We start from the raw sequence: 26669 nt of genomic DNA on the forward strand, positions 1-26669 counted from the left end.
ATCTTGACGGCATAAACATGCTGTCTCGCTCAGACTTGGCTATGGCTCTATTAGATCGCCTGCACATTGAAGTCACCAACGTCTGCAACTTCAAGTGCGAGTTTTGCCCCGATGCCATCATGGAGCGCAGGCGAGGGCACATGGATCTGGAGCTGCTGCGACAGATTCTAGACGAGTTGGCAGCACAGCCCATCACCCGAACGATCACCTTTCACCTGATGGGTGAGCCGCTGATCTATCCAGACATTTTTGCCGCGATTGAAATGGCGGCAGAGCGTCACCTCCAGCTTCATTTGACTACCAACGGCAGCACGTTCCAGCTCAAGCCTGACCACGTCGAGCGTTTAGTCAATTCGGGCATTCCGAAAGTTACCATTTCTCTGCAAACCCCCGATCCCTCCACCTTTACGCTGCGTGGTGCCCCACCCAAGCTCTCGGCTAGTGCCTACTTCGAGGGCATCACTCGCTATGTGCAAACTAACCTCAAAGCAGCCACCAGCCCCACCCGAGTTCACATCAAGTTCCTAGACACCACTCCCAATCCTTTCCTAGTGCCCCACAAGCCCATGCAGGTGGTTGAAGGCAAGAACCAAATGCGCGAAACCCTCAGCAGGTGGGCCAGCCACCTTCTGGCAGATCTCCCCGACCGTCCTGATCCAGCCTGGATAGAGCAGCAAATCGACCGCCACCGTCCTGGCCGTTGGCAGCTTATTCCCCTGCATCCCAAGCTGGTGCTAGAAACCTTTCCCCTCGATAGCTGGGGCAATGTCGAGGCCGAGTCGGTAGTGCCTGCCAGCTTTGGTTATTGCAATGGGGCCGCTCAGCAGGCAGGCATTCTCCACGATGGAACGGTGGTGCCCTGCTGCAAAGACTTCGAGGGGCAAATTCCCCTGGGCAACGTCAAGGAGCAGCCACTGCGAGATATTCTCAACGCCGCTCCGGCCTGTCAACTGCGGCAAGGGTTTGACCGTTGGCAGGTAGAAAACCCTGTGTGCCAGCGCTGCATGGGAGCCGATACGACTTCCAAAGCAGTTTTGCGGCAGATCGGCTCTATTGCCTACTTCAAGCTCTACAACCCCCTCATGAAGCGGCTGCAGCCCCACTGGGGCGAAACTTGATTAGGGCTGCCAGCGTTCTAATCCACGCTGGGTGGGGATGCCTGCAGCGGAAAATGTCCAGATAGCCCGTTTGTGCTCAGGGCCATAGCTGAGGTGTAGGGGACGATCCGGGCCATAGTAATAGATTGAGTCAAAGGGAAGAGCCTGGTTCAAAAGCCAGTCGAGGATGCGATCGCTCCCCACACCCGCCACCCAAAAATCACAGGCTGCCCCTAGCCGAGAGCAGTAGAGCCGTCCATTGCGGTTGCGCTCATGGGCCATGTGCTGATCTCGGCTGGGGTCCACCCGGCCATACTTTTTACCCGTGACCGGATCACGCTGGGCCAGAAACTTCTTCAAATCAACCGAGCAGAAGCCATAGGTAAGCTGAAACCCATCCCAGCCAAACGCGTCAATCAGGGGGTCTAGAAGGTAATGATTCAGGTCTCTCAGCGCCTGCAAAGTCTCATCCTGTCTCGGCCAAGGATCAATCACATCAGCAAAACGGCGATATGTCTGAGTACAGGTACAAAACTCCCCCAGCGTTAAATACCTCCCCAGCCGTTCCCCCTCCATTGCGCCCTCCTCCCTACGCCTACAAAGACGGAAAAAACACCCTCAAATAAGCCCCAATCAATACATCGCCCCAAAAAATTGCAATCACTGCTCCCAATGCCAGAAACGGCCCAAAGGGCATGGGCTGACGACGGCTGATTAGGCGCAGTGCGATCGCACTACCCCCCACCACGGCCCCGCTCAAGCAGGCCAAAAATCCGCTCAGCAAAACCCCCGGCCAGCCCAGCCAGGCCCCCAACATCGCCGCCAGCTTAGCATCGCCGCCGCCCATCGCTGTCTGCCCCAATGCTGCCGAGGCAAACAGAGTAATCAGGTCAAACAGCCAGACCCCCACCACGGCCCCAATCACGCCTCCCATCAGCCGATGCACTGCCGCCGCGACCGATCCGGTTTCGCTATACCCCATTGCTGCTTGAAAGATTAGCCCTACAACCAGCCCAGACTGCGTGAGGGAATTGGGCAGCGTCAGGGTATCAAAGTCGATAAACGTCAGCACCACCAGCCAGCTCAGCAGCAGCCAGTAGCCCAGCGTAAACCCAGAGAAGCCAAACAGCCAGAAAGTTGCTAAAAACAGCCCTCCCGTGAACGCCTCGATCAGCGGATAACGGGCGGCAATGGGTGCTTTGCAATAGCGGCAGCGGCCTCTCAGCCAGAGCCAACCAAAGACGGGCACATTGTCGTAGGGCTTGAGCGGGGTGTGGCAGCGAGGACAGCGGGAGGGTGGATACAGCAGCGATAGCCCCTCCGGAATGCGGTAGATCACCACATTCAGAAAGCTGCCTACGGCAGCCCCCAACATAAACACCAGCAGCGACGGAATCAGCGCGTACAGCAAGGCATTAAAACAAAACCGCTATTCTTCGCAGCATACCCCGTTGCGCCGATAGGCCATCAACCTAAGCCTCTGCATGGGTAGCCTCCTGGATCACGTCATCAAAGGCGGGTGCGTACTGCAGCTTGCCGTGCAACAGGTCAGAGTTTTGGCCGACTAGCTTGACCATGAAAGCGGCCTCTGGCACAGGAAAAGGAGACTCAATGCCGTAGCGGACAGCAGGTTCAAAGCCAAACTGGCTGTAGTAAGCTGGCTCTCCTAACACCGTCACTAGCGAGTTGCCCCTAGCTCTAGCGGCTCTCAGGCCCTGCTGCACCAGTCGCTTACCAATGCCCTGCCGCTGATGCTGAGGCAGCACTGCTAGTGGGGCCAGCACCAGCACTGGCACTGTGTCTTTTCCCACAAGCTGCCCGTAGCTAAACAAAATGTGGCCCACAATCTGACAGTTGATCTCTGCTACTAGGGCCAGATCTGACACATAGGCAACGGAGTGGCGAATTTTTTCAACCAGCCGAGCTTCACTTGACTGACCAAAGGCCAACGTGTGCAGTTGGGCAATGGCTCCGTAGTCACTCACCTGTTCGGGCCTGATCTTGATCGGTAGCCCCCTAGACTCTTCCACGTCGTTTCCCCTACTCTGCAGTTTCTGGGTAATTTCGGCGCTGCGATCGCACCCGGTTCAGATCTATTTGTCAATAGAGCGCGGCAGCTTAAGGTGCGGCACACAGCTCTGGACCTTCACATTATCGGAGTAATTCAGCACAAACTCCTAAAGCATTGCGTCCGCAGTCTTAGCAAGATTGCCTTGATCTTGGCTGCAATGCTTTGCCTCTAAAAGCCTTGCTACTGACCAGCGCCCTGCAGCGCCTGATCCAGATCGGCCATCAAATCCTCTGGATGCTCTAGTCCGACAGACAGCCGCAGCAGATTCACCGGAGTTTGGGTGCCCGGAGCCTCAATCGAAGCCCGGTGCTCAATTAAGCTGTGAGGACCGCCAAAGCTAGTGGCGCGGGTAAATAGTTTGACCTTGGCGGCTACTGCCAGGGCCGTTTCCTGATTACCCTTGACCAAAATCGAGAGCAGGCCGCCGTAACCACTCATCTGCTGGGCTGCGATCGCATGGCCCGGATGGTCGGCCAAGCCCGGATACAGCACCCGCTCTACCGCCCCATGCTGGCTGAGCAACTCGGCCAAGCGCTGGGCGTTTGCGGCCTGAGTATGAACCCGGCAGGCGAGGGTTTGCAGCCCCCGCAGAGCCAGCCAGCAGTCAAAGGGCGAGGGCACCGCACCGCCGATGCCTTGAATTAGACGGATTTGGTTGAATAGGGGAGATAGCTCTCGGGTCACGACTATGCCGCCGATCACGTCGCTGTGTCCGGCCAGATATTTGGTGGTGGCGTGGATGACTAAGTCAGCCCCGTGCTCTAGCGGATTTTGCAGCACGGGCGAGGCCACTGTGTTGTCGCAGGCTAGGGAAGCTCCGGCTTCATGGGCTAGGTGGGCAGCGGCTCGAATGTCAGTGACGGCCAGTTGCGGGTTAGAAGGCGTCTCAATCAGAATTAGCCGGGTGTTGGCTTTTATTGCCTGCTGCACCGCCGCCAAATCGGTCGTATCTACCAGGTCAAAAGCGAGGCCCCAGGGAGCAAAAATCTGCCGCAGCATTTCCTGCACCCCAAAGTAGACGTTTTGTGGGGCAATCACGTGGTCGCCAGCCTTTAGCGCCTGAAAAACCGACATGGTAGCGGCTGACCCAGAGGCAAAGGCGGCGGCTTCGGTGCCGCGCTCTAGGGTTGCGATCGCAGCTTCTAGCGCCTGCCGATTAGGATTGCCGCTGCGAGAATAGATATATTCGTGCGGATAGGTGCCATCGGCAGCGCGTTCAAAGGTAGACGACAGATAAATGGGGGGCACGACTGACCCCATGTTTTCAGCAGAACTCGGTGCCGTCGCGCGGATAATCTGGCTTTCAATATGCATAGCAGGGGTTTAGAAGGCTTCTGCAGGATCTTAAATCAGCTAGCACCCTGCACCTGCTTTTTGGTGGAGCGCACAGCAAACATAGGAGCCAGCACAATTCTCGAAGCGCTGTCTTAACCTGTACTTAAACATTCGATTTATTTTGGAAAAGAAATCATAAAGAGCCCTAAGTAATTCCACTGTACTGAAGTCTTTTTCGTATCATGGTTTACATAAAATAGGATTTTTTATTAGGCAAATTAGCGCCTCGCAAAGCAAGACTTGCCAAAAACTTGTTACCTGCAGTCTTGAAAATAGCCAGCCCAAAAGTATTCTGTTTCGATCTCAATCTGGGTCTTTCTGCAACCATTCCTAAATTAATCCGTTCCTTGAAATGCAGTTTTTTTAAGTAGCTTCAGAGGTTTTTCCTTCCACTGGTTCCTTCAAATGCCTAACGCTAAGTCTGATGCTGAGGTCAGATTTAGGCTTTCTCGTTAAAAACTGACATCTCTCCAACCGCTATGAACCGGCTAAATCTTTTAGGTACCTCTGTTCCCGCTGCTACAGCTCATCAAGGGCAATCATCAAAGCGAGTTAGCAGCGGCTGGTTTAGATTTTCCTATAGATTTACGACTGGCCATCTTCTGCTGGGGACGGTTGAGGGAGACTTTTTAGTTAACCTGCCCCATTTAGTGTTTAACCTGCGTCATTTAACTGCAGCTTTGCAGGATCAACGCTCACGAACAGTTCTGCAGTTTGACCGGGTTTTTGGCCAATTTGATTTAAGTTCATCCGAAGTGCTTTTCTCGGGCTCTGACTCAGGGTCGGGGTCATTTTTCTGCTTCAATTATCGGGGCAGTGAAGCCATCGTTTTTGACGGCATTGACGAAGGCTGGCTGGCTTCGGGCTGGGTGCCTGCGACCTGGCAGGTAGAATCGCTCGGTGGTAGCGATGCAGCAGTTGTTTGGGGCCAAGCTCAAGCCCAGCCGCAGCCAGCCAGCCTTAGCCTTGGCTGAGCACAGGTATTAGGCGTTGCTCAGTGGTTACAAAAGCGGTAACCAAATTTTTGGGAGCTGATTCGACCGCCATACTGGCAGCAACCGCGTGTTTAGAAGGAGACCGGCTGTGCTGCGAGATGCCCGCGATTATCAGATCTTGTTCCTGTCTTTGTTTTTGCTGCTGGGGTTAGCGACTCGCGACTGGACTCTGCGACCGGCAGGAGTGGGCTGTGCGATCGCAGCCTGCCTACTGACCCAATGGTTAATGACAAGAGCGGCTGCCTGGATCAAGTTAGGGCACAGCCTGCCTCCCACGCTAGACACTGTGGACCATGCCGCTGAGCCGCTGCCTGCTGCTCCCTTTAACTGGCGCAGTCCTTTAATTACTGCTCTGGGCCTCAGCCTGCTGCTGCGGGTGGATCACCTGCCGACGATGGCGCTGGCAGGCTTTTTTGCGATCGCGAGTAAGTTTGTGCTGCGGGTGGGCGACAAGCATTTCTTTAACCCGGCCAACTTCGGCATTATTGCCGTGCTGCTGCTGACCCATGATGCCTGGGTATCTCCCGGCCAGTGGGGCGAGGAAGCCTGGTACGCCCTAATTTTTCTGGGGGCAGGAGGTCTGGTGCTAAAGCGGGTAGGCCGCTGGGATACGACCCTGGCCTTTCTCAGCACCTATGCAGCTTTAGAGGCACTGCGCAATCTCTGGCTGGGCTGGAGCTGGGACGTGTGGTCACACCGGCTAATGAGCGGATCGCTGCTGCTGTTTGCCCTATTCATGGTGACCGACCCCCGCGCCATTCCCAATGCTCGTCCGGCGCGGCTGCTGTGGGCAGCTGCGATCGCACTGCTCACCTTTTGGCTACGAAACTACCTGTACCTGCCCACAGCAGTCTTCTGGGCGCTATTTGCCCTGTCGCCATTAACGCTGCTGCTGGATCACCTGTGGACTGCCCCCACCTTCATGTGGAAAACCCTGGGGAAAACTTCGCTGCTGAGGCGATTAGGCCCCTCGCTGGGGATAATTGGTGGGGTTGCGATCGCATTCTTTACTCTAGTTCCGGCTGCCTGGGCCTTTTGCGGCTTCTACGTGGCCAAGGCCGATACCAGCCTCTACAACCAGGCATCGCAGGTGATCATTGCGCGAGACGGCAACCGCACCGTGTTGACGATGGCCAATGACTACCAGGGCGATGTGCAGGACTTTGCCCTGGTAGTGCCGGTGCCAGTGCTGCTCACTGAGGATCAGGTCAACGTAGGCGATCCGGCCATTGTGGAGCGGCTCGATGCCTTTAGCGCCCCCCGTTTAGTGGAATATTTCGACCCCGATCCCTGTGCCCCGGTTTACCCCATGGCTCCAAGCATGGCCCCTGGTAGCTTGACCAGTCAGGCTGCCAGGGGAGCCGCTGCCGATCAGTCCTTAGGCGTCACCGTAGAAGCCAGCTTTTCCGTGGGTGAATACGACATTGTTATCCTCAGCGCCCGCGAATCAGACGGGCTAGAAACTTGGCTGCGGCAAAACGACTACCAGCTGCCATCTGGGGCCAGCGGTCTGCTGCAGCCCTACATTCGCCAGGGCATGAAGTTTTTTGTTGCTAAGGTCAACCTGGAGGAGTTTGATCGCGGCGGCTTCCAGTCTCTGCGGCCGCTACAAATGGCTTATGAGTCGCCCCGATTCATGCTGCCAATTCGGCTGGGCATGGTCAACGCTCAGCAGGAGCAGGATTTAATGGTGTATCTACTAACGCCCTCTGGGCAGGTCGAGGTGACCAACTACCGCACCGTGAAAATTCCCTCTGAGGCTGAGATTCCAGTTTTCGTGAAGGACGAGTTCAGCGACTTCTACCGCTCCATGTTTCAGCTCAGCCACCAGCAGGAGAACCGCAGCGTTGCCTTCCTTGAATATGCCTGGGACATGGGCTGGTGCGACCCCTGCGCCGCCAATCCCCTAACACCAGAGGAACTGCGCCAGGCAGGCGTTTTTTGGATCGGATCGGCACAGGCACAGGCCCGGACAGGACTGATGCCGCCTCCAGGCAATAATGTCTTCATCACTCGTCTGCACGTTCGCTATGCCCGCGACAAGTTTCCGGAGGACTTGGTATTTCAGGAAACGTCAAACCGCGAAAATTTTCAGGGTCGGTACATTTTGCGCCATGCGTTTAGCGGAGGAGCAGCCTGTGAAGCCGCAGAGGCTTACCGCAGATCTTTGCCTGAGCGGTTTGAGCGCGAGGCCCAAACCCTAGCTCGACTGACCGGCTGGGATGTCTCCGAGATTCGCCGGAAGCTGCCAGCAGTAGAAACTGCCCCCACTCCCTGGTGGCGTCGGCTGTGGCCCTAAAGCGTAAGAACTCGAAAAGCCGGGCTTGTCTGGTGAAAGACTACTATATAGAGAGGGTTTGTAGCGCTATGGGCAATCTTCCGGAGATACCGTATCCCCTGATGCAAATAATTTTCAGGCTGGTATAGTTATCTCCAGCGATCCGGCCTTTCCGGTCGGATCCTTTGCATCTTAAGAACCCGTGCAATTTGGGAGACTTTCGAGGTTTGCATTCTCACTGGCTAATTCCGGGGACATTGAGTGCGTTGAGTGCGCTGGTGATTACACTACCGGCTGAAGCAGCGCAGCTCCAGTCCTGGTGGTTCGATGCCCAGAATAATCGGCTCACCTTCACCACCGATGTAGGGGTGCAGCCGAGGGCGCAGATGATTTTTAGCCCCACCCGCGTTGTCGTAGACCTGCCGGGGACGACTTTGGGCCGGGCCACTCAGAGCCAGCGGGTAGGTGGAGCCGTGCGCGAGGTGAGGGCAGGCCAGTTTGATGCTCAGACTACTCGTATTGTGATTGAGCTGAGTGAGAGCTACGCGGTTAGCCCTCAGCAGGTCGAGGTGCGGGGCCTCAGCGCTAACCAGTGGGTGGTGCAGCTGCCTGCCCCCGGTACTGCCGCCGCAACGCCTGCTTCGGGCGCACCCCAGACCGCGCCCCCTAGTCAAGCAGCCCCCGGCCAAGCCGCTAACCAACGCGCTGCCAATCAAATCGTGCGCCAGGGCAACGCTAGGGGAGCAGCTCAGCTAGAGGGCATTTCAACCACTGGGGACGGCTTTTTGCTGCGGGTTAGCGGCAATGTGCCTCAGCCCAGGGTGACCCAGAGCGGTAGAGGGCCGGATAACCGCCAGTTAACGATTGAGCTACCCAATACTGCGATCGCATCTACCCTCCGGCCCATCGCCCTGCCCAGCAACCGCTACAGCGTTATCACTTGGGAGATAACCCAGCTAGAGTCAGACCCGCCCACCACTCGAATCACGCTGGCCCTAGCGGCGGCCAGTCCTGACTGGCGAGTATTGAACAACCAAGGCGGCGTAATTTTGCTGCCGCCTCGGGGGGTGGCGATTAGCTCGATTCCTGACAGCCCGCCCCCAACAGCGACATCGCCCGTGGCAGCCCAGCCGCCACCGAGCAGACCGACTCAGCCAATCGCTGTGCCACCTACCCCCACTACCCCACCGCCCACACCCCGGCCAGCGGCTCCTCCACCTTCGGTGCGTAACGAGCGGCGGGTGGTCGTAATAGATCCGGGTCACGGCGGGGTTGACCCGGGTGCAGTCGGCATTGGCGGTCTGCAGGAGAAACACGTGATCTTTCCGATCTCTCTGCGAGTGCGGGAGATTTTGGAGAGCCAGGGCGTCACCGTGATCATGACTCGCTATGACGATCGCACTGTGGAGCTGCAGCCCCGAGTCGATGTTGCCGAGCGGGCTAATGCCACCGTGTTTGTCAGCATTCACGCCAATGCGATCAGCCTCAGCCGACCCGAGGTCAATGGCACTGAGTCTTACTACGCCTCTGAGTCTGGGCGGCGGCTAGCAGCGACTATTCACGCCAGCATGCTGGCAGCGACCGGCATGAATGATCGAGGTGTGCGACAGGCGAACTTCTTTGTGATCCGCCGCACCTCCATGCCAGCAACCCTGCTAGAGCTGGGCTTTGTCACTGGGGCTCAAGATGCGCCTCGGCTGCGAGATCCGGCCTGGCAAGAGACAATGGCCAATGCGATCGCACGCGGCATTCTCCAGTATCTTCAGCAAAATCCCTAGCCTCAAGACCTGCGCGAAATCTTGCAGACTGTTGCGATCGCACTCTAAGTCCCGCTTTGGCAGCTAGGGTAGGAGCAATTTTGGTGGAGGCTAGCCCCATGAGTCCCCTGAGCCTGATCTTGATAGCCCTACTGGCTTTTGTGCTCGGTTTTTGGTTGACTAAGCGCCTGCAGCGCCAGCAGAAGCAGCGCCTGCCGTCGCCGCCCTCGTTCTCTCTAGCCCAGAGGCCCCAGCAGGCCGCCAGCGCCCCCATCAACCGAGAGGCACTCAACGCCCAGGTGCAGACTCTGCTAGACAGAAACCAGAAGACTGAAGCAATTAAGCTGGTGCAAGAGCAGACGGGCTGCAGCCTTAAGGAAGCCAAGGCATACGTTGTCAACGGCATCGCCCCTGTTGGCTTTCCTGACCTATTTGCCCCCCAGGACTTCGGTGCCGCCAGCCAAATTTCGGGGGAAGCAATGCTCAAGATACAAAGACTGATTGCAACCGACCAGAGAATGGAGGCCATCAAGCTGGTGCAGCTTTACACCCGTTGGGATCTGAAAACGGCGATGGCCTACCTGGAACAGCTAGCCTCTCGCGGCTAGGGCTGCACAGGCACAAAGTCGTAGCCATACCCAGAGCGAGTGCCGGGGCGCACCTGAACTAGCTGCATGGCCTGATTGCGATCGCCCGAAGGCAAAAACCGGATCGTGCCCGTAGCGCCCTCAGTGGTAAAGCCAGATCCTGATAGAGTCGCCTGCAGCCCTGAGCGGCTGGGGTTGGGCGCAAGTCCGGCAGCCAGCGCCAGCACTGCATCGTAAGCCATTGCGGTGCGCCAGTTGACGTCGCCGCCACCCCAGAGCTGACGGGCCGTAGCCACAAAGGGAGTATTGGGGTTAGACAGCAAAATCCAGGGCACCGTCACCACCATGTCGGCGGCATTGTCTCCACCTCGCTGCAAAAGCTGAGGATTGTAGAGGCTGTCGCCGCCAAGCAGAGGCAGGCGGTTTTGATTGGCCTGGACTACCTGCAGCGCCTGATCTAGCGTAGCCGTGTTGGTGGCTAGCACCAGCACCTCCGCCCCCTGCTGAGTCACTTGGTCTAAGCTATTGCTGGCGTTAAAGCTGGGTTGGGCAACGTTGATCTCGGCAACGACCTGGCCGCCATCGCTCAACAGCGCCGTAGTCAGCTCATCTTTTAGAGATCGGCTGTAGTCGCTGTCGGCATTGAAGTAAATCGCTGCATTACGCTGCTGCAGGCTGTTGACCAGGTAGCGAGACAGGGTAGTAGCCGTGAAGCGATCGCTCGGCACCGTCCTAAAAACAGCGTCGCCAAAGCCCGACAGCCCGACGGCGGTGCTGGTGGGCGACACCATCACCAGCCCGCCCTGCTGATAGACCTCACCTGCCGCCAGAGAAGTCTCGCTGCCAAAGTGGCCGACAACGCCCAGCACAGTAGGATCTTGCACCAGCGACTCAGCTACCTGGGCGGCCACGGTAGGGGCATTGTCGTCGTTTGCAATCACGATACGAAGGGGCACGCCGTTGATGCCCCCGGCTTCATTCACCTGCCGCTGGGCCTGGGCAACCCCCCGCAGGATTTCCTGGGCCGGGTCCACTGAAGTTGTCGTCGGCACGGCTACCGCCAAGGTATAGCTCTGTCCGTTACCAATACGGGCATTGTTGAGGTAGATCAGCGCTTCGGGGTCGTTGCGATTTTGCTGTAGAGACGCCTCCAAAGAACTAACGGCTTGGGCGAAGTCGCCAGATGCGATCGCACTAATCCCCGCCTCTTTTTGGGCTGAGGTCACTCCGGTAATCAGCAGCCGCTCGCCCGTACTAAAGCGCTGCTCCAGGGCTGACTGGCCTGGACTGTTGGGGGCAGCAGGATCGGCACTAGGCGTAATCTCCGGCAGCGATTGACTCAAGTTACGGCCCAGCTCAGTATGGCGGGTCAGCCACCAAAAGCCGCCGCCCAACAGCAGCAGGGTGGTGCCCAAAGCTAAAACCAGCGCCGGAATCTCATTTTTCTTGGTCATAAGTTCAATCTAGCCTCTGCCGTCACAAAGCTGTGAGGAGCTGTTAAAGGTATTCACAAACCAAGCTTTAGGGATGAGGTAGGCTCACTGGATGAGCCGCAGCGGATCGCCCAGCTTCAGCACCTTGCCCACCTCAGTTGTGGGCAGCCGCGTGTTGACCGCCAGCCGATAGAAGTGGTTGAACCGGGAGCGGTTAACCCACTCTGGCAGGGTAGCCAGCCGCTGCTGATTAAACGTTTTTTGGAACTGGGCAGTGCTGGTCCCGGTCCAGGTATCGCGGGTGGGCACGATGCAGCGCTGACAGGGGTTAATGCCCCAAAAGGTCACCTCTCCAATTTGAAACGCAACGGTTTGACCCTCTTCTCCGAAGAGCTGATCTTCCCAAAAGGCAGGCACACCATCGATCTCCAAATTGGTGCGAAAGCGCCTACGCACTTCGGCCACATCCAAATCAGGATACCAGGCAGCCACGGCTTTTAGCGTTGCAGTGCTGACTATCGTAGGCCCCGGCGAATTGGTGTCATCGGGAAAGCCCATCCGACGGTTTTCCTGCAGAGTAACAGGCTGTTGGAAATAACTACTGAGCCAGCTTTCTAGCTCGTCCCAAGGCTGAGTTAGATCAAAGGTGGTTTTCTCATCACTGCCGTCAATCCAGAGCGTCAGTCTGGTGCAGTCTTCAGAAAACAGAGCCCGGAGCTGATGAATGCGGGCATCGCGCTTGCCGTTGACGAAATGGCCTTGGCTGTCAAAGAGGGCAAACCTGCGATCGCACTTCAGCGACCCACCGGGCAAGATCTCGGCCTGCGGCACAGCTGTACCGTCAAAAGACTTAACCGGGTACAGATCAATGCGGGCCAGCGTAGGATTGAGCGACACAGAGGACATAGCAGAAACAAAGAACCTCTATCTATTAGTAGACTGCCGTGAACCGGAGAGTGAATCTTTGGGCAGAAGGAAAATAAGGTTGAACTCGGTAGCCTCTCAACAGAGTAACGGGTCAAATCCCGTTCCAGATATCGTCATGAACTGAGATCATTCCTCTGCTTCAGCCTATCAATTATGAATCCACCTATTGGAAAAACCTGTTGGGCCATCGCTGAGGGATACATTCCTGCCGGAAGTACAGGTGAGGGGCAAGAATTTGTTAGCCATGAAACTGCCTGCCTGCTGAATACTTCAGATCAGGAAGCCCATGTTGAGATCACGATTTATTTTAGCGATCGTGAACCGGTTGGCCCCTACCCGGTGACTGTCCCCGCTAGGCGAACGAAGCACGTACGGTTTAACGATTTGAAAGACCCTGAGCCGGTGCCTCTAGGCACTGAGTATGCCAGCGTCATTCAATCAGATGTGCCGATTGTGGTGCAGCACAGCCGTTTAGACTCGCGGCAGGCCGAGAACGCGCTGCTGAGCACAATTGCTTTTGCCGTTAGTTAACCTTCAGTCGGTTAACCCGCTGCAGCGCCAACTTTTCTTGAGGCGGTGGGCCGTGCCCACCCTACCAGTTAACTAGAAGGGAGTGGGCAATTTTTGCCTGACTGTTATGCGAACACACTGGTACAAAAACGCGATCTTTTATTCTTTGAATGTCGAAACCTTTTTTGACAGCAACGGCGACGGCATTGGCGATTTTCCAGGGTTAACGCAAAAGCTAGACTACATTGCCAGCCTAGGAACAACCTGTCTATGGCTGCTGCCCTTTTACCCATCGCCCAATCGCGACAATGGGTACGACGTAATGGATTACTACAACGTCAGTCCCCGGCTGGGCACGCTGGGCGACTTTGGAGAATTCATGGTGCAGGCCAAGGAGCGAGGCATCCGGGTGCTAATCGATATGGTGATCAACCACACATCGGTCGAGCACCCCTGGTTTCAGTCGTCTCGCTCCGACCCCAATTCCCCCTACCGCAACTACTACATCTGGGTGGATACGCCCCCCGACCCAGACAAAGTTGCGCAGAAGGATGTTGCCTTTCCAGGCGTCGAAGACAGCATTTGGGAATATGACGAAGCCGCTCAAGCCTATTATCTGCACCACTTCTATAAAGAGCAGCCAGACCTGAACTTCACCAACCCTGAGGTGCGGGAAGAGATTTGCAAGATCATGGGCTTTTGGCTGGCTCTAGGCGTTTCTGGGTTTCGCATTGATGCGGCTCCCTACATGCTAGAAACCCCAGGGCTAGAAGACGTCGAGCCTGAAAAGCTCAAAGGCTTCTACAAGGAGATGCGCTCCTTTGTCACCAACCGCTGCAGCGACGCCATTCTGCTGGCCGAGGCCAACGAACCCCCCGAAAAAATCCCCATGTTCTTCGGGGAAGGCGATCGCATGCACGTGCTGTTTAACTTCCTGCTAAACCAGTACATGTTTCTAGCGCTGGCCCGAGAAGATGCCAATACCCTGAAGGAGGGCTTTAAGCTCCTGCCAGAGATTCCTGCCGATGCCCATTGGCTCAACTTTGTGCGGCACCACGATGAGCTCACCCTAGACCAGCTCACTGAGGCGGAACGGCAGGAGATCTTTAAAGTCTTTGCCCCCCAAGAAAATATGCAAATCTATGGCCGGGGCATTCGCCGCCGCCTGCCGCCGATGGTGGAAAATGACCGCCGTCGCCTGGAGCTGATCTACAGCCTGCTGTTTAGCCTGCCCGGTATTCCCATGCTGCGCTACGGCGAAGAAATCGGCATGGGCGACGATCTCTCCCTCCAGGGCCGCGGCAGCGTCCGCACCCCCATGCAGTGGGCAAATGAGGAAAATGGCGGCTTCTCCACAGGCTCAGCAGATCAGCTTGCCAGCCCCATGATCAGCAGCGGGGATTACGGCTACCAGCAGGTGAATGTGGCCTGCCAACAGCTTGACCCCAACTCGCTGCTGAACTGGATCGAGCGAGCAACGCGAATGCGAAAGCAGGCAATGGAATTTGGCTGGGGACAGCCCGAGGTGATCGAAGCCGATGAGCCTTGCGTGTTTGCCCACTGCTGCTACCAAAAGGACAAAGCCATGCTGGCAGTCCACAACCTCTCGGGCAAACCCTGTACCGCCACGCTAAAGGCTAACCACCTCAGTCACCTGGTCGATTTCTTTAGCGATCGCACCTACGACCCTGTTAGCGACCACTCTATCTCCCTCTCCCCCTACGGCTACCGCTGGTTCAAAGTCAAACGCCAACCCTAACCCAAAGTAAGGACAAGTCACAGCCGACCCCCCATCCATCCACATCATCTCCCCCCTACCCATTCACCCCCTCACCCCTCTCACCATGGTCAACATCGGCTACCACGCCTCCCACGAACAGTTTCCGCCCAGCCAGCTGCTCCAGTGGGTGCAGCTAGCAGAACAGGCAGGCTTTACCCGCTGCCTTTCCTCCGACCACTTCTACCCCTGGAGTGAAGACCAGGGCCAGAGCGGCTTTGCCTGGTCCTGGCTAGGAGCAGCAATGCAGGCTGCACCCAGTCTAGAATTTCGGGTGGTCAATGCCCCCGGCCAGCGCTATCACCCTGCCATCATCGCCCAGGCTGCTGCCACGCTGATGGAAATGTTTCCCCGCCGCTTTTGGATTACGGTGGGCAGCGGCCAAGCCCTGAACGAGAAAATTACCGGTACTCAATGGCCGAGTAAACGCGATCGCAACGAACGCCTCAAGGAATGTGTTGACATTATGCGGGCGCTCTGGGCAGGCGAAACCGTCAACCATCGGGGGCATGTGAGCGTACAGGAAACCAAACTCTACACGCGCCCAGACTATTTCCCGCCCATCATCGGCGCTGCCATTACCCCCAAAACTGCCGAATGGGTTGGCGGCTGGGCCGATGGCCTAATCACCGTCTCCCATCCTCCCGAGATGCTAAAAGAGGTGGTCGAAGCCTTCCGGCGCGGTGGCGGCGAAGGTAAACCTATGATTCTCAAAGTGCAGCTCTCCTACGACCACACCGAGGAAGCCGCGCTTCAAGGAGCCCATCATCAGTGGCGCAACAACATCTTTCCTAGCCCTGTGCTGTCAGAGCTGCACACGCCAGAGCAGTTTGACGGCCTAAGCGAGATGGTCACGCTTGAAGAAGTGGCTCAAAAAGTTCGCGTCTCTGCCGACCCACAGCAGCATATTGAGTGGCTGCAAAAAGACATTGAGCTAGGCTTTGACGAGCTGATTTTGCACAACGTCAACCGACAGCAGGAGCAGTTCATTCACGACTTTGGGGAAAAGGTGCTGCCACAGCTCACCCGCTGAGCCCTTTGGGGCGTAGTCAGCAATCCTGCTCCGCCAAGGCGCACTCCCTGCAGATGGGGTAGCATGGCGCATATTCTGCACTGGATTACTCGCGCCAGTTCTGGCTACCCACTGATGAGCACACTCGTCCCCTTGATTTCCCAGGCCGAAATTGCTGATACCGTCGCTCGCCTAGCCCAAACCCTAGACCAAGACTATGCTGGCAAATCTCCTGTAGTGGTCGGCGTGCTTAAAGGGGCCTTTATCTTTTTGTCCGACCTGATTCGCCAAATGCAAACTCCCATTCAGCGGGTCGAGCTGATTCGCCTGTCTAGCTATGGCGCAGCTACAAACAGTTCAGGGAACGTCAAGGTACTGATGGACTTGCCGCCAGATCTGGTTGCAGGCCAAGACGTAATTTTGGTCGAAGACATTGTCGATACCGGGCGCTCTACCTCGGTGGCCCTGGCAAACCTAGCCGCCTGCGGCCCTGCCTCACTTAAGCTTTGCTCCTTACTGGATAAGCCCTCTCGACGGCAGGTGGCGATTACCATTGACTATCTGGGCCTGACCATTCCCGATCGCTTCATTGTGGGCTACGGCCTTGATAGAAACGAGCAGTACCGGCAGCTTCCCGGCATTTTTGTGATGGAAGCGTAGTCAGCCGACGGAATCCTTCTTAAAATGCAAATGTCTTTTAGCCAGGGCAAATCTACGCGCATATGGGTTCCCAATGGCTGTCTCGAGGATGCTTGTGGGGAGTGGGGCTGTTAGCAGCCTGCCTAAGCATTAGGCCTGCATTGAGTGCCGAGAGAATTGTCTTTGCCGTGGGGCCGTTGCTGCAGTCGATCAGTGTGGAGTCGCTCACAACCTTTGCCCTAGAGGGAGAACTGACGGGCGATCTGGCTCGCTATGCGCCCTTCATTGGAGATGAGCAGCTGCAGGAATTTAGAGCTGTGCTGACCCAGGCTTACCCAATCGACTCGCTCACGATTGGCAACCTCAGCTACACGCCTCTGGGCAGCTCGTTTCTGCAGCGGCTGGGCAACATTTTTCAAACTGAGACCGGCAATAACGGATTCCGGGCTATTCGCGCCTCTCTGATTGCCACTGCCCAGGCCCCTGAGGGGTTTACGGTTCTGGGATTTCTGCAAAACTATCCCACCAATATGCGGCTCAATACCCGCGAGGCGCTGTTTTTCATGCAGGCGCTGGCGGTCTTTAGGGAATATCGAGAGAGTGCTTTGGCTGCGATCGCAACCCAGTCTAACCAAGAAGCTGCCGCCGCTGCCCCTAGTTCTTGGCGCGACCTGAGCCAACCTGGCCCCTACCGGCCCCAACGACAGCAGCTCACGGTTACTTCTGCTGACAGCTTTCCAGCCGATCTATACCTGCCAGAAGGGGCTCCCTCGCCCTTGCCTGTAGTTGCGATCGCGCCCAGCCAAGGAGCCACTCTGAACGAGTACGAATCATTGGCCAATGGGCTGGCCTCCTACGGCATGGCTGTCGTTATTGCCAACCCTCCCCGTACTGCAGCTACGGGCCGCACCGCACTCGAAAATCGCCTCAACGCAGAACTATCGCCCGCCGACTTTCTAAACCAACCTCGAAACATTACCGCCACCTTAGACTTTCTAGAAACCTGGGAGACTACCCAACCCACCCTTGACTTGAACTTAGAGCAGGTGGGCATCATCGGCGATTACGTGGGAGGCTATACGGCTCTAGCCGTTGCTGGCGCAAACATCAGCCGCTCCCGGCTTGACACCGTTTGCTCAGCCGATGGCTATGTGCTCAATCTGTCGCTGCTGCTTCAGTGTCAGGCCCTGGAACTGCCGACCACCGACGCGACGCTGCTCGACCCTCGCATTGGAGCTGTCGTCGCTATCAACCCCCTCGCTAGCGCTATTTTTGGCCCTGAGGAAGTTGGCAACATCGAGGTGCCAGTGCTGCTGATTGGCGGCACCGACGACCTTCTAACCCCCGCTATTTCCGAGCAGATTCACCCTTTTCTCTGGCTCAACAGTCCTGACAAATTCCTAGCGCTACAAACAGCCGCCCAGCCAGCGGACGCCTCAAGTTCGGCTGGCGGCTTAGTCTTGCTGCCGGGGCTAACCGAGGCAAACTCCAGCTTGGCTGCTGCCTACACTCGCGCTCTCAGCCTCGCTTTTATGCAGCGCTTTATCGCCCAACAAAGTGACTATGAGCCCTACCTCAGCGCGACCTATGGCCAATACCTGAGTGAGGAACCGCTAGATTTACTGATCTTGCAAGACCTCTCTCTGGAACAGCTAGAGTCTGCCTACGGCAGCACTGCTCCGGTAGACGTGCTGCCCGAACTGAGAATGAGATAGCTCAGGGCTAGTCGAAGTTGGCCGTTTGAAGCTTTGGCTTTATTCGTTTTACGGTTGCCACGGGACTGCTTCGCCCGTCCATTAGCTTTCAAGTTAGCAGTTCAGCAGAACTACAATTCGTGGCCGATGAGCCTGCTTGTAAAATTTGCTACACCACCAAGTCCCTAAAGAACCTTAACTGATCCCATCTTGATAGGTTCAACGCCGTTTCAAGCCAGCGTACAATCTTGATGTGTTTCTTCCAAAAACTATGGGACAGCCTTGGACTGGACGATTGAGCGCCTATTTTTCCTTACTGCCGAAAAAGTTTTTGAGTCGCTCCCGGCGACAATTTCTGACTGGGGCCTGCGTTGCCTTGGGGGTAATTGCTCTAAGCTTCATTGGGCTACACAAAGCCACGGCGGCTGAGGTAATTTATGTTCCCTCCACCCCTGAAAACGTGATTTGGGGAGAGCTGTTTAAGCCCGACAGTGTCCCAATTTTGACTATTAAATCGGGCGATCGCATTAAGGTCGACACCGTCTCCCACGAAGGGATTTTGGCTGACCAGGGCGACACCGTCGAGTTTTTGACCAAAGGCGGCATCAAGGAGGCTGACATTCTGGCCGACCAGATGACGATCAAAGCTCAGGTTACCAAGACTGGGCCAGGACCCCACGTCATTACTGGGCCAATCTACATCGAAGGCGCAGAACCGGGAGACGTGCTAGAGATCAAGACTCTGGACATCGAGTATCGGGTGCCCTACGGCGTCATCTCCAACCGTCACGGGCGAGGCTCGCTCCCTGGCGAGTATCCCGAAAACGATGCACCGATTTACACCAAAGTCGTTCCCCTGGAAACCAGCAAGGAAATTGGTATTTTCAAGCCCACCAACGGTCTGCCCAACCTAGAGATTCCTCTGAAGCCCTTTATGGGCATCATGGGTATCGTTCCAGCTAATCCTGAAGATGCAGTTAACTCCGTGCCTCCAGGGGTCTATGGCGGCAACATTGACATTAAGTACCTGGGCCGAAACAGCAGCCTGTATGTACCGGTGCAGGTGCCCGGTGCGCTGTTTTATACCGGCGACCCCCACTGCGCCCAGGGCAACGGCGAAGTAGCCCTCACTGCTATTGAGTGCTCGCTGACGCCGACCTTTGAGCTGATTGTCCACAAAGACATGGCGCTGACTAACCCCATGGGTGAAACAGAAGATGCCTGGCTAGCGGTTGGCCTAGACCGTGACTTGGACGAAGCTATGAAAGCCTCTGTCCGTGAATACCTGCGGATCGTCAACGAGAAGTATGGCCTGACCAAGGCCGATGCTCTGCTCTACGGCAGTGCCAATATCGACTTTGAGGTGTCTCAGGTGGTGGACATTGTTAAAGGTATTCATGGGGTGATTCCTAAAGCTGAGTTTGCTCCGCTATTGGAGCGGTAGGGTTTAGAGTTTAGGGGAAGGTGGTTTCGAGGCTGTGACAGAACCGATTACAACGTTGACGGATTATGCGATCGCACTCGAAACCGCCCTCTTTGCCATTTGTCTGCTGCGCTTTAACCGGATTGAGCGGTTTTGGGCAGCAGCTTTTATTTGTGTCAGTCTGGCCTCTCTGCTGGGCGGCACCTATCACGGCTTCGCCGCTCAAATCCCCTACCCGGTTCAGCGAGGGCTCTGGGCAGTACTGACCTATGCGATGGGTATCTGCAGCTTTCTCATCTTGGTCGCCACCGCTCAGGCCACGGTGAAACCCAAGCTGCAGCGGTGGATCACGCTGCTAGCTGCTACCAAGCTGCTGACCTACCTCTATGCCATTACCCTGCGGCTGGACTTTGCCTATGTCGTGGCAGACTATCTCCTGGCCATGCTCTTGATTCTGGGTTTGCACCTGGGCTGGGGGCTGCCCCAACGGCAGACGGGCAGCCACTGGATGGTGGCAGGGGTAGGCGTCTCAGCCCTGGCAGTGGGAATCCTGGCGTTGCCTAAAGCAGGGTTTGGGGCCTTTAGCCCCGTAGACATCTACCACATCGTGCAGATGGCGGCCCTGAGCTGCTTTTTTCTAGGCGTTTATCGATCTGCTAATCCAGTCTGGGGGGCGCTTCCGCCGGACTGAGCCGTTCAGCCTCGGTTGGCGCTGGCAGGGGGGCAGTTGGGGCAGCACTCGCTGGCTGGGCCTGACGGCTTCTGGCTTGGCTAGACTGAACGGCCTGAGCTGCCGCTGCTGCTGCTTGGGCGGCCTGAGCCGCTGCTGCTGCCGCTGCCCCTTCACCCGGACTTGGGTCATAAGTGGCAATCGTTACCGAGCGGGTGATGGGTTCGCCAGTGCCGTTGCTTACCTGCAGCGCCAGCGTAGTTTCTCCTGCCGGATTGATCGGCAGCGGCACACTGCCCTGCAACGGCACCGTTCCCGGCGAAGGCAGCAGCACAGCCCGAGCCGTTTCGCCCCCCTCGATCTCCCACGACAGAGTCAGTCCTGGCACTGGCTGCCCCAGCTCCACTGGAATCACGTAGCGGGGCTGAGCATCGCGACCATTGATCCGAAAGGCGGCAATTCGCACCGAACGCGGCTCAATCTGCACAAGTTCTGTGCGGGCAGGCGTCGGTGCAGTCCCTGGCTGGCCTAGCGGCACTGGCGTCAGCTCAAAGGTATAGCGACCCACCTCCGCAATTCCAGTGGGGACGTTTTGGCACACGAGCGTTGCACCTAGCTGGCAAAACGGCTGCAAATCTTTGGGCAGGGTCAGGGCGGTCAAGTCAGCGGGGTTGCGCAGAGAATAGCGCCGACCGCCCAATACCGTGCCATCTTCCTGCCGCACCACCAGCAGCAGATCTCGCAAGCCCGCAGGGGCCATGACCTCCCAGCTTAGGCTCACCCCCGCCTCCGTTACAGGTGGCGCGAAATTGGCTCCGTTTGAGGCTGGGGTTGCTCCCTGTTCGGAGTAGATCACCTGATCAGGCACCAGTTCCACCACCGCTGGCAGCGGCGTTCCCTGAATTGAGACTAGGCTGCTGGTTTTACTCTGGGCCTCCTGAGTGAGCGGCGACTTAGGCAGCAGCACCAGCTCAAACACGTATTCTCCTGGCTGCCGCACCTCGGTTGGTACATTGCGGCAGTTCAAAATCTGCGCCACCTCGTTGCAGAAGGGCTGCAGCTCCGAAGGCAGGGCTTGGGACAAATCGTAAGTAATAGGACCACTAACAATCTTGCCCCTTGGGTCGTAGCCAGTCAGTTTGAGAGCTGCAATCTGATCGGTGTGAGCGATTTGCCAGCCCACCTCGGCTACTGCTTGGTCAGCCGCAGCATAGTCCGATCGCTCAGGGTAAAACTCAACGATTTGGGGGTCAGCTGGAGAGCGTAGGAGCAGCCATAGGAGCAGTCCACCCAGCAGCCCTAACCCTGTCAAGAGTCCTAGAAGCAGCGGCCAGCCCCGCTTCTCTACCGCCGGGGGCACAGCCTTCGAAGCAGCCGGTTCAACATACAGCCCATAGCGAGGCTCCACCTGGAGGTGGATTCGCTCCATCAGGGCCAAATCGGGATTGTTGGCGGAGACTAGCCGCACCGTTGGCACATAGCGACCGGCCCGCAAGTTTAAGGGCGGCACCAGCGACAGCAGGATCGTGCCCTGCCCACCAGGTTCTAGCGTTAGGCAGTCGGCTGCGCCTAGCTGGGGACTTCTGGCCATTCTTGGATAAATTACCGAGAGGCCTTCTTCAGGCCAGTTGGTGCAGATCAGCCGAAAGTAGTCTACGCGACTCGAGGGATTGGTCACCGAAACTTCCAGGGTGAGCCCTTCTTCAGGTCGAATCGACAGCGGCTGAGCAGGGCTGGAAGTGGGTTCGAGCGCGAAGTTGGGGGCGGTAGTCTGCATGGTCTCGACGGTGTCAGTTTCGGCATTGTACCGTTCTCATCCCTGACAGGTTACAGCCAGAAGGTCAGGAATGCACGGTCAAGGCACTCACCTCAAACCTCGATGACAGCTACTCCTCGGGGGGACGGCTGACGCCTAAGCGAATTTCGGAGCAAAAGGAGGTCAGCTTAACACCCTCTGGTCCTTGCAAAACGCTGGTTCGCATCCGCACATTGGGATTAGCGAACCAGAGCCGTTCTTCAACTTGTCCGCCGGGGGCTGCGATCGCAATGGTCATCACCTCATCGGCTAGGGTGTAGTGGCCTACCGAACCTTGGTCAGCCCCTTCCGTCTTTTGCAGCAGCACCCCCGACTGGTCATCACTCGGCTGCAGGGCCACCATCAGGGCAGCCGTCTGCACCGACTGAGTTTCTCCATCAATGCGGCTGTCTTGGTTAATGCGGAGGCCGCACGCCGCTTGGGCTGAGTCTTGCCCCAGTTCTTCACATAATTTCATCACTGCCGCGTTGATGTGCGGCAGGAACTCAATCATCAAGTTAGATTGCCCTGCCTTAGAAGTTTGGGTCGCCAAATAGTGGGTGGTGCGCTGGGAGAACCACTTGCCGGCAAGCGTTTCAAAAAAATTCACAATTTCCATTGATCCCACCAATGTCCCGTCAACCAATTCATAGACTTTAATTCTACGGTGAAGCGGCTCCCTTCTAAGGCGCTGATCCAGGCCAAAGCGGCAGGAGCCCCCCAATTAAAGAATCGCAGAATGATAAGCTAGCCATTGCGCTTAAAGACTGTTTAGCAACAACGTGGTGACGCTTCAATGACCGGACTTGACCAGGTGCCCTATTTACTCAGAGCAGCTCGCAAAGAACCCCTAGATCGCCCGCCCGTTTGGATGATGCGGCAGGCCGGACGCTATATGAAGGTTTACCGCGACCTGCGGGACAAATATCCGTCTTTCCGGGAGCGTTCTGAGAATGCTGACCTGGCAATTGAAATTTCCTTGCAGCCTTGGCGTGCCTTTAAGCCCGATGGCGTGATTCTCTTCTCCGATATTCTCACGCCGCTCACAGGCATGGGCATTCCCTTCGACATCATCGAGAGCAAGGGACCGATCATTGAACCGGCTATCCGCACCCGCGAGCAGATTGACCAAGTACGGACATTAGATCCAGAAGAGTCGCTGCCTTACATTCGCACCATTCTGCAAACCCTGCGCCAAGAAGTCGGCAACGAAGCTGCTGTGCTGGGCTTTGTCGGCGCTCCCTGGACGCTGGCCGCTTATGCCGTTGAGGGCAAGGGCTCTAAGACCTACTCCGTGATCAAGGGCATGGCGTTTTCCGAGCCTGACATGCTGCACACGCTGTTGGGCAAACTGGCCGACAACATCGCTGCCTACGTGCGCTACCAGATCGACTGCGGCGCACAGGTCGTGCAAATGTTCGACTCCTGGGCCGGGCAGCTGAGCCCGATGGACTATCGCACCTTTGCCCTACCCTACCAACAACGGGTCGTGCAGCAGGTCAAGGCCACCCACCCCGACACCCCAATGATCCTCTACATCAGCGGCAGCGCTGGCGTGCTGGAGCTGATGGGCGAGTCTGGCGTAGACATCGTCAGCGTTGACTGGACGGTAGACATGGCCGATGCCCGTCGCCGCCTCGGACCCGATATCGGTGTGCAGGGCAACGTAGACCCGGCAGCGCTGTTTGGGGCCAAGCCGTTTATTCGCGATCGCATTCTCGACACCATCCGTAAGGCAGGCAACCGAGGCCACATTCTCAACCTGGGCCACGGCATTTTACCCGGCACCCCCGAAGACAATGCGGCCTATTTCTTTGAGACGGCTAAACAGGTCGATCAGCTAATGGCCTGCGCCTAATCCGATCTGCCCCAAAGTCACAACACCCCCGTAGAGACGTGACTCATCGCGTCTCTACGGGGGTTTAACCATAGGCAGGGCAAAATCAGGCGTTAACCGTATACCCCGCATCGGTAATCGCCTGAGTCACCGTGTTGGCGTCGGCGCTGGTGGTGATGTTCACAGCCTTTGTCTTGGTGTCGGCAGCAATGGCCGCATCGGCATCTAAAGATTTCACTGCCTGGGTAATCGTATCAACACAGGCACCGCAGGCCATATCGGGAACGGTCAGGTTAAGAGTTGTCATTGTCTTTTACTCAATGGGGACATACCCCTAGCCTACACAGTCCAGCGTGCTGAAGAGTCAAGCCCGTTCACGATACGAAATGGTAAGGGGGTAATGCCTCGCTGAGGGCAATTTGCCAATGAGGGCTTTGCCGCTGCCAGCTTTCTGCAGCCTGCAGCAGGGGCTGGGCCTGATCTTTCCCTAGCAGCAAATATAGGCGGGGGATGCCTTCGTCAGATTCCCCAGTTCGAATTTTGGGATAGGCAGCCTGAATGTCGGCTACCAACCTGTTTAGCTCATCCTGCTGACGCTGCTGTTCGACAGCCTGTTCCTGCAGGCGATTTTTCTTAGCCAAAAAATAGTCTCGCCCAGTGAGCCCCTCTGGCAGTGGGGGCAGGGCAATCTCGGCAGGGGTGAGCTTGACCTGGTACTCTGCCTTATCAACCAGGGTTGTTAAACGGCGGCGGTAAGTCTCTAGATTGTCCTGCAGGTGTTTCTCTAAGCTGTCTGGCGCGAGCTGAATACCAAAGCGCAGGGGCAGCAGCGTCGTCTGGTTAAACAGATCGCAGATCACTCGATCATGGGTCAGCACAGCGGTCAGGAGGCGCTGGTCGTCGGCCTGGAGAGCTGCCAGGTCGAGGCCGGGTTCTGCGATCGCAGCCATCTCCTCTACCGTGACTAAAATTGTCTCTCGCTCTATTCCTAGCGGCAGCGTGAGCCCTGCTGCTGGCAGCCGACACACTGCATAGACATAAAGCGCAGACTCTGAGGCAACATTCATTGAGCGATTTAAGCTAACCAATTTACCCTCATCTTTGAGAATACTAGATTGCTCAGCTACCTGCCTGCAGGGCAAACTGCCAAGAAAAATTTAGGTGCGCCTGCTGCTGAGCCTGGGCCATATCCAGCCAGTGCAGGTCAACGGCAATTGGGCGTTGGCAGGCGATTAGGGTGTGCGATCGCTGCCCTAGCTGCGTCTCAACCCAATGAGTCAAAGTCGTTATGGGCAAAGGCTGGTAGCCTAGTTCAGCGGTCGGCAACATCAAAATTGTGGTGGTTGGCGCAGGCTCGGGGGGTGCGGGCAGCAGCTGCCCAGTTGCCAGATCGAGCCATCCACCTTGGCCTTCTAGCGGCAGGGCCACTACCGGCTGCAGGTACAGCATGCCCCTCTGCCAGGTTGACCCCGGATGCAGCCACTGCACAGGCATTCCCCCCATCAGCTGCATCACCAGCGGGTGAGTGCCCGTCCAGTACCAGCGCAGTCGGGGCCAAAGGTCGGCCAGCAGCATTGGCTGATGCACAAACGTCTGCTTAAACAGGCCGTCTGCCCCTTGTACGGCTCCAGCCGCTTCATAAGCTGCCTGCACCAGGGCCAAAGCCGATGGCTGCATTTTGACGGCCCCCGTTAGCGCCAACATCCTGTGATAAAAAAGATCGCGCGCCACCGCCCCCAAAAACGTCTGAATCCAGCCTTCGTCGGTAAGAGTGAGCCAGGCAGCCAAGGTCTCTTCAGGGGCAGCGCCTGGTTTTGGCAAACACACCAGCGCCCCCTGAGCCGCTTCCGGCGGTAGCGCCAACCGCTGAGTCGGCAGGGCTTTAGATTGAGCCTCTAGCAAGGGGCTAGACTCATCGACGGCAAACTCGTCTAGCGTGGAAGCGGCTGTAGACGATTGCAGCAGAGCATGATTAGCAGTTTCTTCCAGATTTAAGTAGAAGCTGAGGCTCAGCCGCCCAGAGCACCAGTCGTAACCAGGAGATAGCGCCTCCACCGGGCACCCCAACTCCAGCAAATCCTGCAAAGCCGGGTGCCGTTGGCTGACCTGCCGGGTAATTTCGGACAACCAGCTCCATGCAGGCCGCAGGCTGCCCTCTAGATCTCCTTCGGTCAGCTGCACTGCTCCATCGAGCGGCAGCCCTTTCCCCTGGGGGACGCTCTGGGTAGCCAGATCAACGGCCAGTTCTCCCTGGCCGGTCTGCCAGGAGAGCACCGGCACCAGCCGCAAAATCCCAACGGTAGCGGCGGCCTCAGGCTGCTGTAGGCGAGCCTGTACCCCCTCCAACAGCCGCATAATTTCATAGCCGCTGCTGGCAATGGCCCAGAGAAGTTGGGGAATCAGAATCGTCAGCAGTTGGGGCTGGGTTGTTGGCCCGCCAGTCTCAGGAGTTTTTTGCGGCTCCGATCGGCTCAGGGCCCCTAGCAGTTCCTCCACCTCTTCGCTGACGTAGGGTGCTAGATTCTCGGGGGTTTGGGGCAAGTCGGCAGGCCAGCCGCCATCTTGCGATCGCAGCTCCAGCACTAAATTAAGCAGCCGTTGAGCCGCCGATTCAGCCGTGGAAGACAGGACAGTTTGAGCCAAGCCAGGATAACCCTGCTCAAACCGAAAAACCGTTTCAGCCAGTGCAAATCCAGAGCCCCGTAAACAGATGTTAGCCACTGCTTCCTCGCCTCCTCAATGCAGGCATAGTAGACAGAGTTCCCGCTAACATTTACTTCATAGTCATTGGACAAGTCATCGCGAAGTCGTGGGTGCCTATTCTTACCCCTG

General features: G+C 57.0%; 24 protein-coding genes and 1 pseudogene. 14 read left to right on the plus strand and 11 right to left on the minus strand.

Features of this window, described 5'->3' with window-relative positions; translation table 11 throughout:
• Positions 1-17: 17 nt before the first annotated feature.
• The gene (locus tag H6G13_RS18710; RefSeq protein WP_242028416.1) at positions 18-1118 is read left to right on the plus strand and encodes a radical SAM/SPASM domain-containing protein; all 1101 of its coding nucleotides are present in this window, start codon (positions 18-20) and stop codon (positions 1116-1118) included.
• Here H6G13_RS18710 and H6G13_RS18715 read toward each other — a convergent pair whose 3' ends face one another.
• The 4 genes from H6G13_RS18715 to H6G13_RS18730 form a co-directional block, all read right to left on the minus strand.
• Positions 1119-1673: a hypothetical protein gene (locus tag H6G13_RS18715; protein ID WP_190485592.1), complete on the minus strand. Its 555-nt coding sequence runs from the start codon at positions 1671-1673 to the stop codon at positions 1119-1121.
• A gap of 19 nt (positions 1674-1692) precedes the next feature.
• A complete protein-coding gene (locus H6G13_RS18720) occupies positions 1693-2472 on the minus strand; it encodes an A24 family peptidase (RefSeq protein ID WP_190485922.1) in 780 nt (259 codons plus the stop codon).
• 97 nt (positions 2473-2569) lie between these two features.
• Positions 2570-3127, minus strand: a complete 558-nt coding sequence (locus tag H6G13_RS18725; protein WP_347277505.1) for an N-acetyltransferase — start codon at positions 3125-3127, stop codon at positions 2570-2572.
• 221 nt (positions 3128-3348) lie between these two features.
• The gene (locus tag H6G13_RS18730; protein ID WP_190485594.1) at positions 3349-4482 is read right to left on the minus strand and encodes an aminotransferase class I/II-fold pyridoxal phosphate-dependent enzyme; all 1134 of its coding nucleotides are present in this window, start codon (positions 4480-4482) and stop codon (positions 3349-3351) included.
• A gap of 500 nt (positions 4483-4982) precedes the next feature.
• Here H6G13_RS18730 and H6G13_RS18735 point away from each other — a divergent pair, with 500 nt between their 5' ends.
• The 5 genes and pseudogenes from H6G13_RS18735 to H6G13_RS18750 all read left to right on the plus strand — a co-directional run bounded on the left by H6G13_RS18735 (position 4983) and on the right by H6G13_RS18750 (position 10141).
• Positions 4983-5477, plus strand: coding sequence for a hypothetical protein (locus H6G13_RS18735; protein WP_190485596.1), 495 nt, complete (start codon positions 4983-4985; stop codon positions 5475-5477).
• A 415-nt stretch (positions 5478-5892) separates the two neighbouring features.
• A pseudogene (locus H6G13_RS28800) lies at positions 5893-6393 on the plus strand (RnfABCDGE type electron transport complex subunit D); the annotation flags it as partial.
• Positions 6394-6420: 27 nt separating this feature from the next.
• Positions 6421-7797, plus strand: a complete 1377-nt coding sequence (locus H6G13_RS28360) for a DUF2330 domain-containing protein (RefSeq protein ID WP_199306449.1) — start codon at positions 6421-6423, stop codon at positions 7795-7797.
• A gap of 206 nt (positions 7798-8003) precedes the next feature.
• Entirely contained in the window at positions 8004-9554 is a 1551-nt protein-coding gene (locus H6G13_RS18745) for an N-acetylmuramoyl-L-alanine amidase (RefSeq protein ID WP_190485599.1), read from the plus strand.
• Between the two features lie 98 nt (positions 9555-9652).
• On the plus strand, positions 9653-10141 hold the full coding sequence (locus H6G13_RS18750) for a hypothetical protein (protein WP_190485601.1): 489 nt from the start codon (positions 9653-9655) through the stop codon (positions 10139-10141).
• Here H6G13_RS18750 and H6G13_RS18755 read toward each other — a convergent pair.
• Both H6G13_RS18755 and H6G13_RS18760 read right to left on the minus strand, forming a co-directional pair.
• A complete protein-coding gene (locus H6G13_RS18755; RefSeq protein WP_190485603.1) occupies positions 10138-11574 on the minus strand; it encodes an ABC transporter substrate-binding protein in 1437 nt (478 codons plus the stop codon). The genes H6G13_RS18750 and H6G13_RS18755 overlap by 4 nt on opposite strands.
• 84 nt (positions 11575-11658) lie before the next feature.
• Positions 11659-12459 carry an MOSC N-terminal beta barrel domain-containing protein gene (locus H6G13_RS18760; RefSeq protein WP_190485604.1) on the minus strand — a complete coding sequence of 267 codons (801 nt, stop codon included), beginning with the start codon at positions 12457-12459 and terminating at the stop codon, positions 11659-11661.
• Between the two features lie 174 nt (positions 12460-12633).
• Between H6G13_RS18760 and H6G13_RS18765 the strand changes: the two genes are divergently transcribed.
• From H6G13_RS18765 to H6G13_RS18795, 7 genes are all read left to right on the plus strand, one after another.
• Entirely contained in the window at positions 12634-13011 is a 378-nt protein-coding gene (locus tag H6G13_RS18765; protein ID WP_190485606.1) for a sensory rhodopsin transducer, read from the plus strand.
• A gap of 106 nt (positions 13012-13117) precedes the next feature.
• On the plus strand, positions 13118-14749 hold the full coding sequence (locus tag H6G13_RS18770) for an alpha-amylase family protein (RefSeq protein ID WP_190485608.1): 1632 nt from the start codon (positions 13118-13120) through the stop codon (positions 14747-14749).
• An 85-nt stretch (positions 14750-14834) separates the two neighbouring features.
• Positions 14835-15800 carry a TIGR03885 family FMN-dependent LLM class oxidoreductase gene (locus H6G13_RS18775; RefSeq protein ID WP_190485610.1) on the plus strand — a complete coding sequence of 322 codons (966 nt, stop codon included), beginning with the start codon at positions 14835-14837 and terminating at the stop codon, positions 15798-15800.
• A 63-nt stretch (positions 15801-15863) separates the two neighbouring features.
• Positions 15864-16439, plus strand: coding sequence for a hypoxanthine phosphoribosyltransferase (hpt, locus tag H6G13_RS18780; protein WP_199306371.1), 576 nt, complete (start codon positions 15864-15866; stop codon positions 16437-16439).
• A gap of 140 nt (positions 16440-16579) precedes the next feature.
• Positions 16580-18133 (plus strand): alpha/beta hydrolase, encoded by a 1554-nt coding sequence (locus tag H6G13_RS18785; protein ID WP_190485612.1) that lies wholly within the window; start codon positions 16580-16582, stop codon positions 18131-18133.
• A 250-nt stretch (positions 18134-18383) separates the two neighbouring features.
• Complete coding sequence (locus tag H6G13_RS18790; protein WP_190485614.1) at positions 18384-19556, plus strand: acetamidase/formamidase family protein; 1173 nt, start codon at positions 18384-18386, stop codon at positions 19554-19556.
• 34 nt (positions 19557-19590) lie between these two features.
• A complete protein-coding gene (locus H6G13_RS18795; RefSeq protein WP_190485616.1) occupies positions 19591-20226 on the plus strand; it encodes a hypothetical protein in 636 nt (211 codons plus the stop codon).
• Here H6G13_RS18795 and H6G13_RS18800 read toward each other — a convergent pair.
• On the minus strand, positions 20192-21982 hold the full coding sequence (locus tag H6G13_RS18800) for a hypothetical protein (protein WP_190485618.1): 1791 nt from the start codon (positions 21980-21982) through the stop codon (positions 20192-20194). The genes H6G13_RS18795 and H6G13_RS18800 overlap by 35 nt on opposite strands.
• A 109-nt stretch (positions 21983-22091) precedes the next feature.
• On the minus strand, positions 22092-22619 hold the full coding sequence (locus tag H6G13_RS18805) for a phycobiliprotein lyase (RefSeq protein ID WP_190485620.1): 528 nt from the start codon (positions 22617-22619) through the stop codon (positions 22092-22094).
• Between the two features lie 177 nt (positions 22620-22796).
• Between H6G13_RS18805 and hemE the strand changes: the two genes are divergently transcribed.
• Positions 22797-23858, plus strand: a complete 1062-nt coding sequence (hemE, locus tag H6G13_RS18810) for a uroporphyrinogen decarboxylase (protein WP_190485622.1) — start codon at positions 22797-22799, stop codon at positions 23856-23858.
• 85 nt (positions 23859-23943) lie between these two features.
• Here hemE and H6G13_RS18815 read toward each other — a convergent pair whose 3' ends face one another.
• The 3 genes from H6G13_RS18815 to H6G13_RS18825 form a co-directional block, all read right to left on the minus strand.
• Positions 23944-24144, minus strand: a complete 201-nt coding sequence (locus tag H6G13_RS18815; RefSeq protein WP_190485625.1) for a heavy-metal-associated domain-containing protein — start codon at positions 24142-24144, stop codon at positions 23944-23946.
• A 67-nt stretch (positions 24145-24211) separates the two neighbouring features.
• Positions 24212-24904, minus strand: coding sequence for a GvpL/GvpF family gas vesicle protein (locus H6G13_RS18820; RefSeq protein WP_190485627.1), 693 nt, complete (start codon positions 24902-24904; stop codon positions 24212-24214).
• A 52-nt stretch (positions 24905-24956) separates the two neighbouring features.
• The gene (locus H6G13_RS18825; protein ID WP_190485629.1) at positions 24957-26558 is read right to left on the minus strand and encodes a hypothetical protein; all 1602 of its coding nucleotides are present in this window, start codon (positions 26556-26558) and stop codon (positions 24957-24959) included.
• Positions 26559-26669: the final 111 nt, after the last annotated feature.

Origin of the sequence: Pseudanabaena sp. FACHB-2040, assembly GCF_014696715.1 — a bacterium.
Taxonomy (GTDB): Bacteria; Cyanobacteriota; Cyanobacteriia; order Phormidesmidales; family Phormidesmidaceae; genus JACVSF01.

Excerpts from the sequence above, each read along its gene's own strand:
- H6G13_RS18710 (WP_242028416.1), top strand. The coding sequence starts at position 18 with ATGCTGTCTCGCTCAGACTTGGCTATGGCTCTATTAGATCGCCTGCAC.
- H6G13_RS18715 (WP_190485592.1), bottom strand. The coding sequence starts at position 1,673 with ATGGAGGGGGAACGGCTGGGGAGGTATTTAACGCTGGGGGAGTTTTGT.
- H6G13_RS18720 (WP_190485922.1), bottom strand. The coding sequence starts at position 2,472 with ATGTTGGGGGCTGCCGTAGGCAGCTTTCTGAATGTGGTGATCTACCGC.
- H6G13_RS18730 (WP_190485594.1), bottom strand. The coding sequence starts at position 4,482 with ATGCATATTGAAAGCCAGATTATCCGCGCGACGGCACCGAGTTCTGCT.
- H6G13_RS18735 (WP_190485596.1), top strand. The coding sequence starts at position 4,983 with ATGAACCGGCTAAATCTTTTAGGTACCTCTGTTCCCGCTGCTACAGCT.
- H6G13_RS28360 (WP_199306449.1), top strand. The coding sequence starts at position 6,421 with ATGTGGAAAACCCTGGGGAAAACTTCGCTGCTGAGGCGATTAGGCCCC.
- H6G13_RS18750 (WP_190485601.1), top strand. The coding sequence starts at position 9,653 with ATGAGTCCCCTGAGCCTGATCTTGATAGCCCTACTGGCTTTTGTGCTC.
- H6G13_RS18755 (WP_190485603.1), bottom strand. The coding sequence starts at position 11,574 with ATGACCAAGAAAAATGAGATTCCGGCGCTGGTTTTAGCTTTGGGCACC.
- H6G13_RS18760 (WP_190485604.1), bottom strand. The coding sequence starts at position 12,459 with ATGTCCTCTGTGTCGCTCAATCCTACGCTGGCCCGCATTGATCTGTAC.
- H6G13_RS18765 (WP_190485606.1), top strand. The coding sequence starts at position 12,634 with ATGAATCCACCTATTGGAAAAACCTGTTGGGCCATCGCTGAGGGATAC.
- H6G13_RS18770 (WP_190485608.1), top strand. The coding sequence starts at position 13,118 with ATGCGAACACACTGGTACAAAAACGCGATCTTTTATTCTTTGAATGTC.
- H6G13_RS18775 (WP_190485610.1), top strand. The coding sequence starts at position 14,835 with ATGGTCAACATCGGCTACCACGCCTCCCACGAACAGTTTCCGCCCAGC.
- hpt (WP_199306371.1), top strand. The coding sequence starts at position 15,864 with ATGGCGCATATTCTGCACTGGATTACTCGCGCCAGTTCTGGCTACCCA.
- H6G13_RS18790 (WP_190485614.1), top strand. The coding sequence starts at position 18,384 with ATGGGACAGCCTTGGACTGGACGATTGAGCGCCTATTTTTCCTTACTG.
- H6G13_RS18800 (WP_190485618.1), bottom strand. The coding sequence starts at position 21,982 with ATGCAGACTACCGCCCCCAACTTCGCGCTCGAACCCACTTCCAGCCCT.
- H6G13_RS18805 (WP_190485620.1), bottom strand. The coding sequence starts at position 22,619 with ATGGAAATTGTGAATTTTTTTGAAACGCTTGCCGGCAAGTGGTTCTCC.
- hemE (WP_190485622.1), top strand. The coding sequence starts at position 22,797 with ATGACCGGACTTGACCAGGTGCCCTATTTACTCAGAGCAGCTCGCAAA.
- H6G13_RS18815 (WP_190485625.1), bottom strand. The coding sequence starts at position 24,144 with ATGACAACTCTTAACCTGACCGTTCCCGATATGGCCTGCGGTGCCTGT.
- H6G13_RS18820 (WP_190485627.1), bottom strand. The coding sequence starts at position 24,904 with ATGAATGTTGCCTCAGAGTCTGCGCTTTATGTCTATGCAGTGTGTCGG.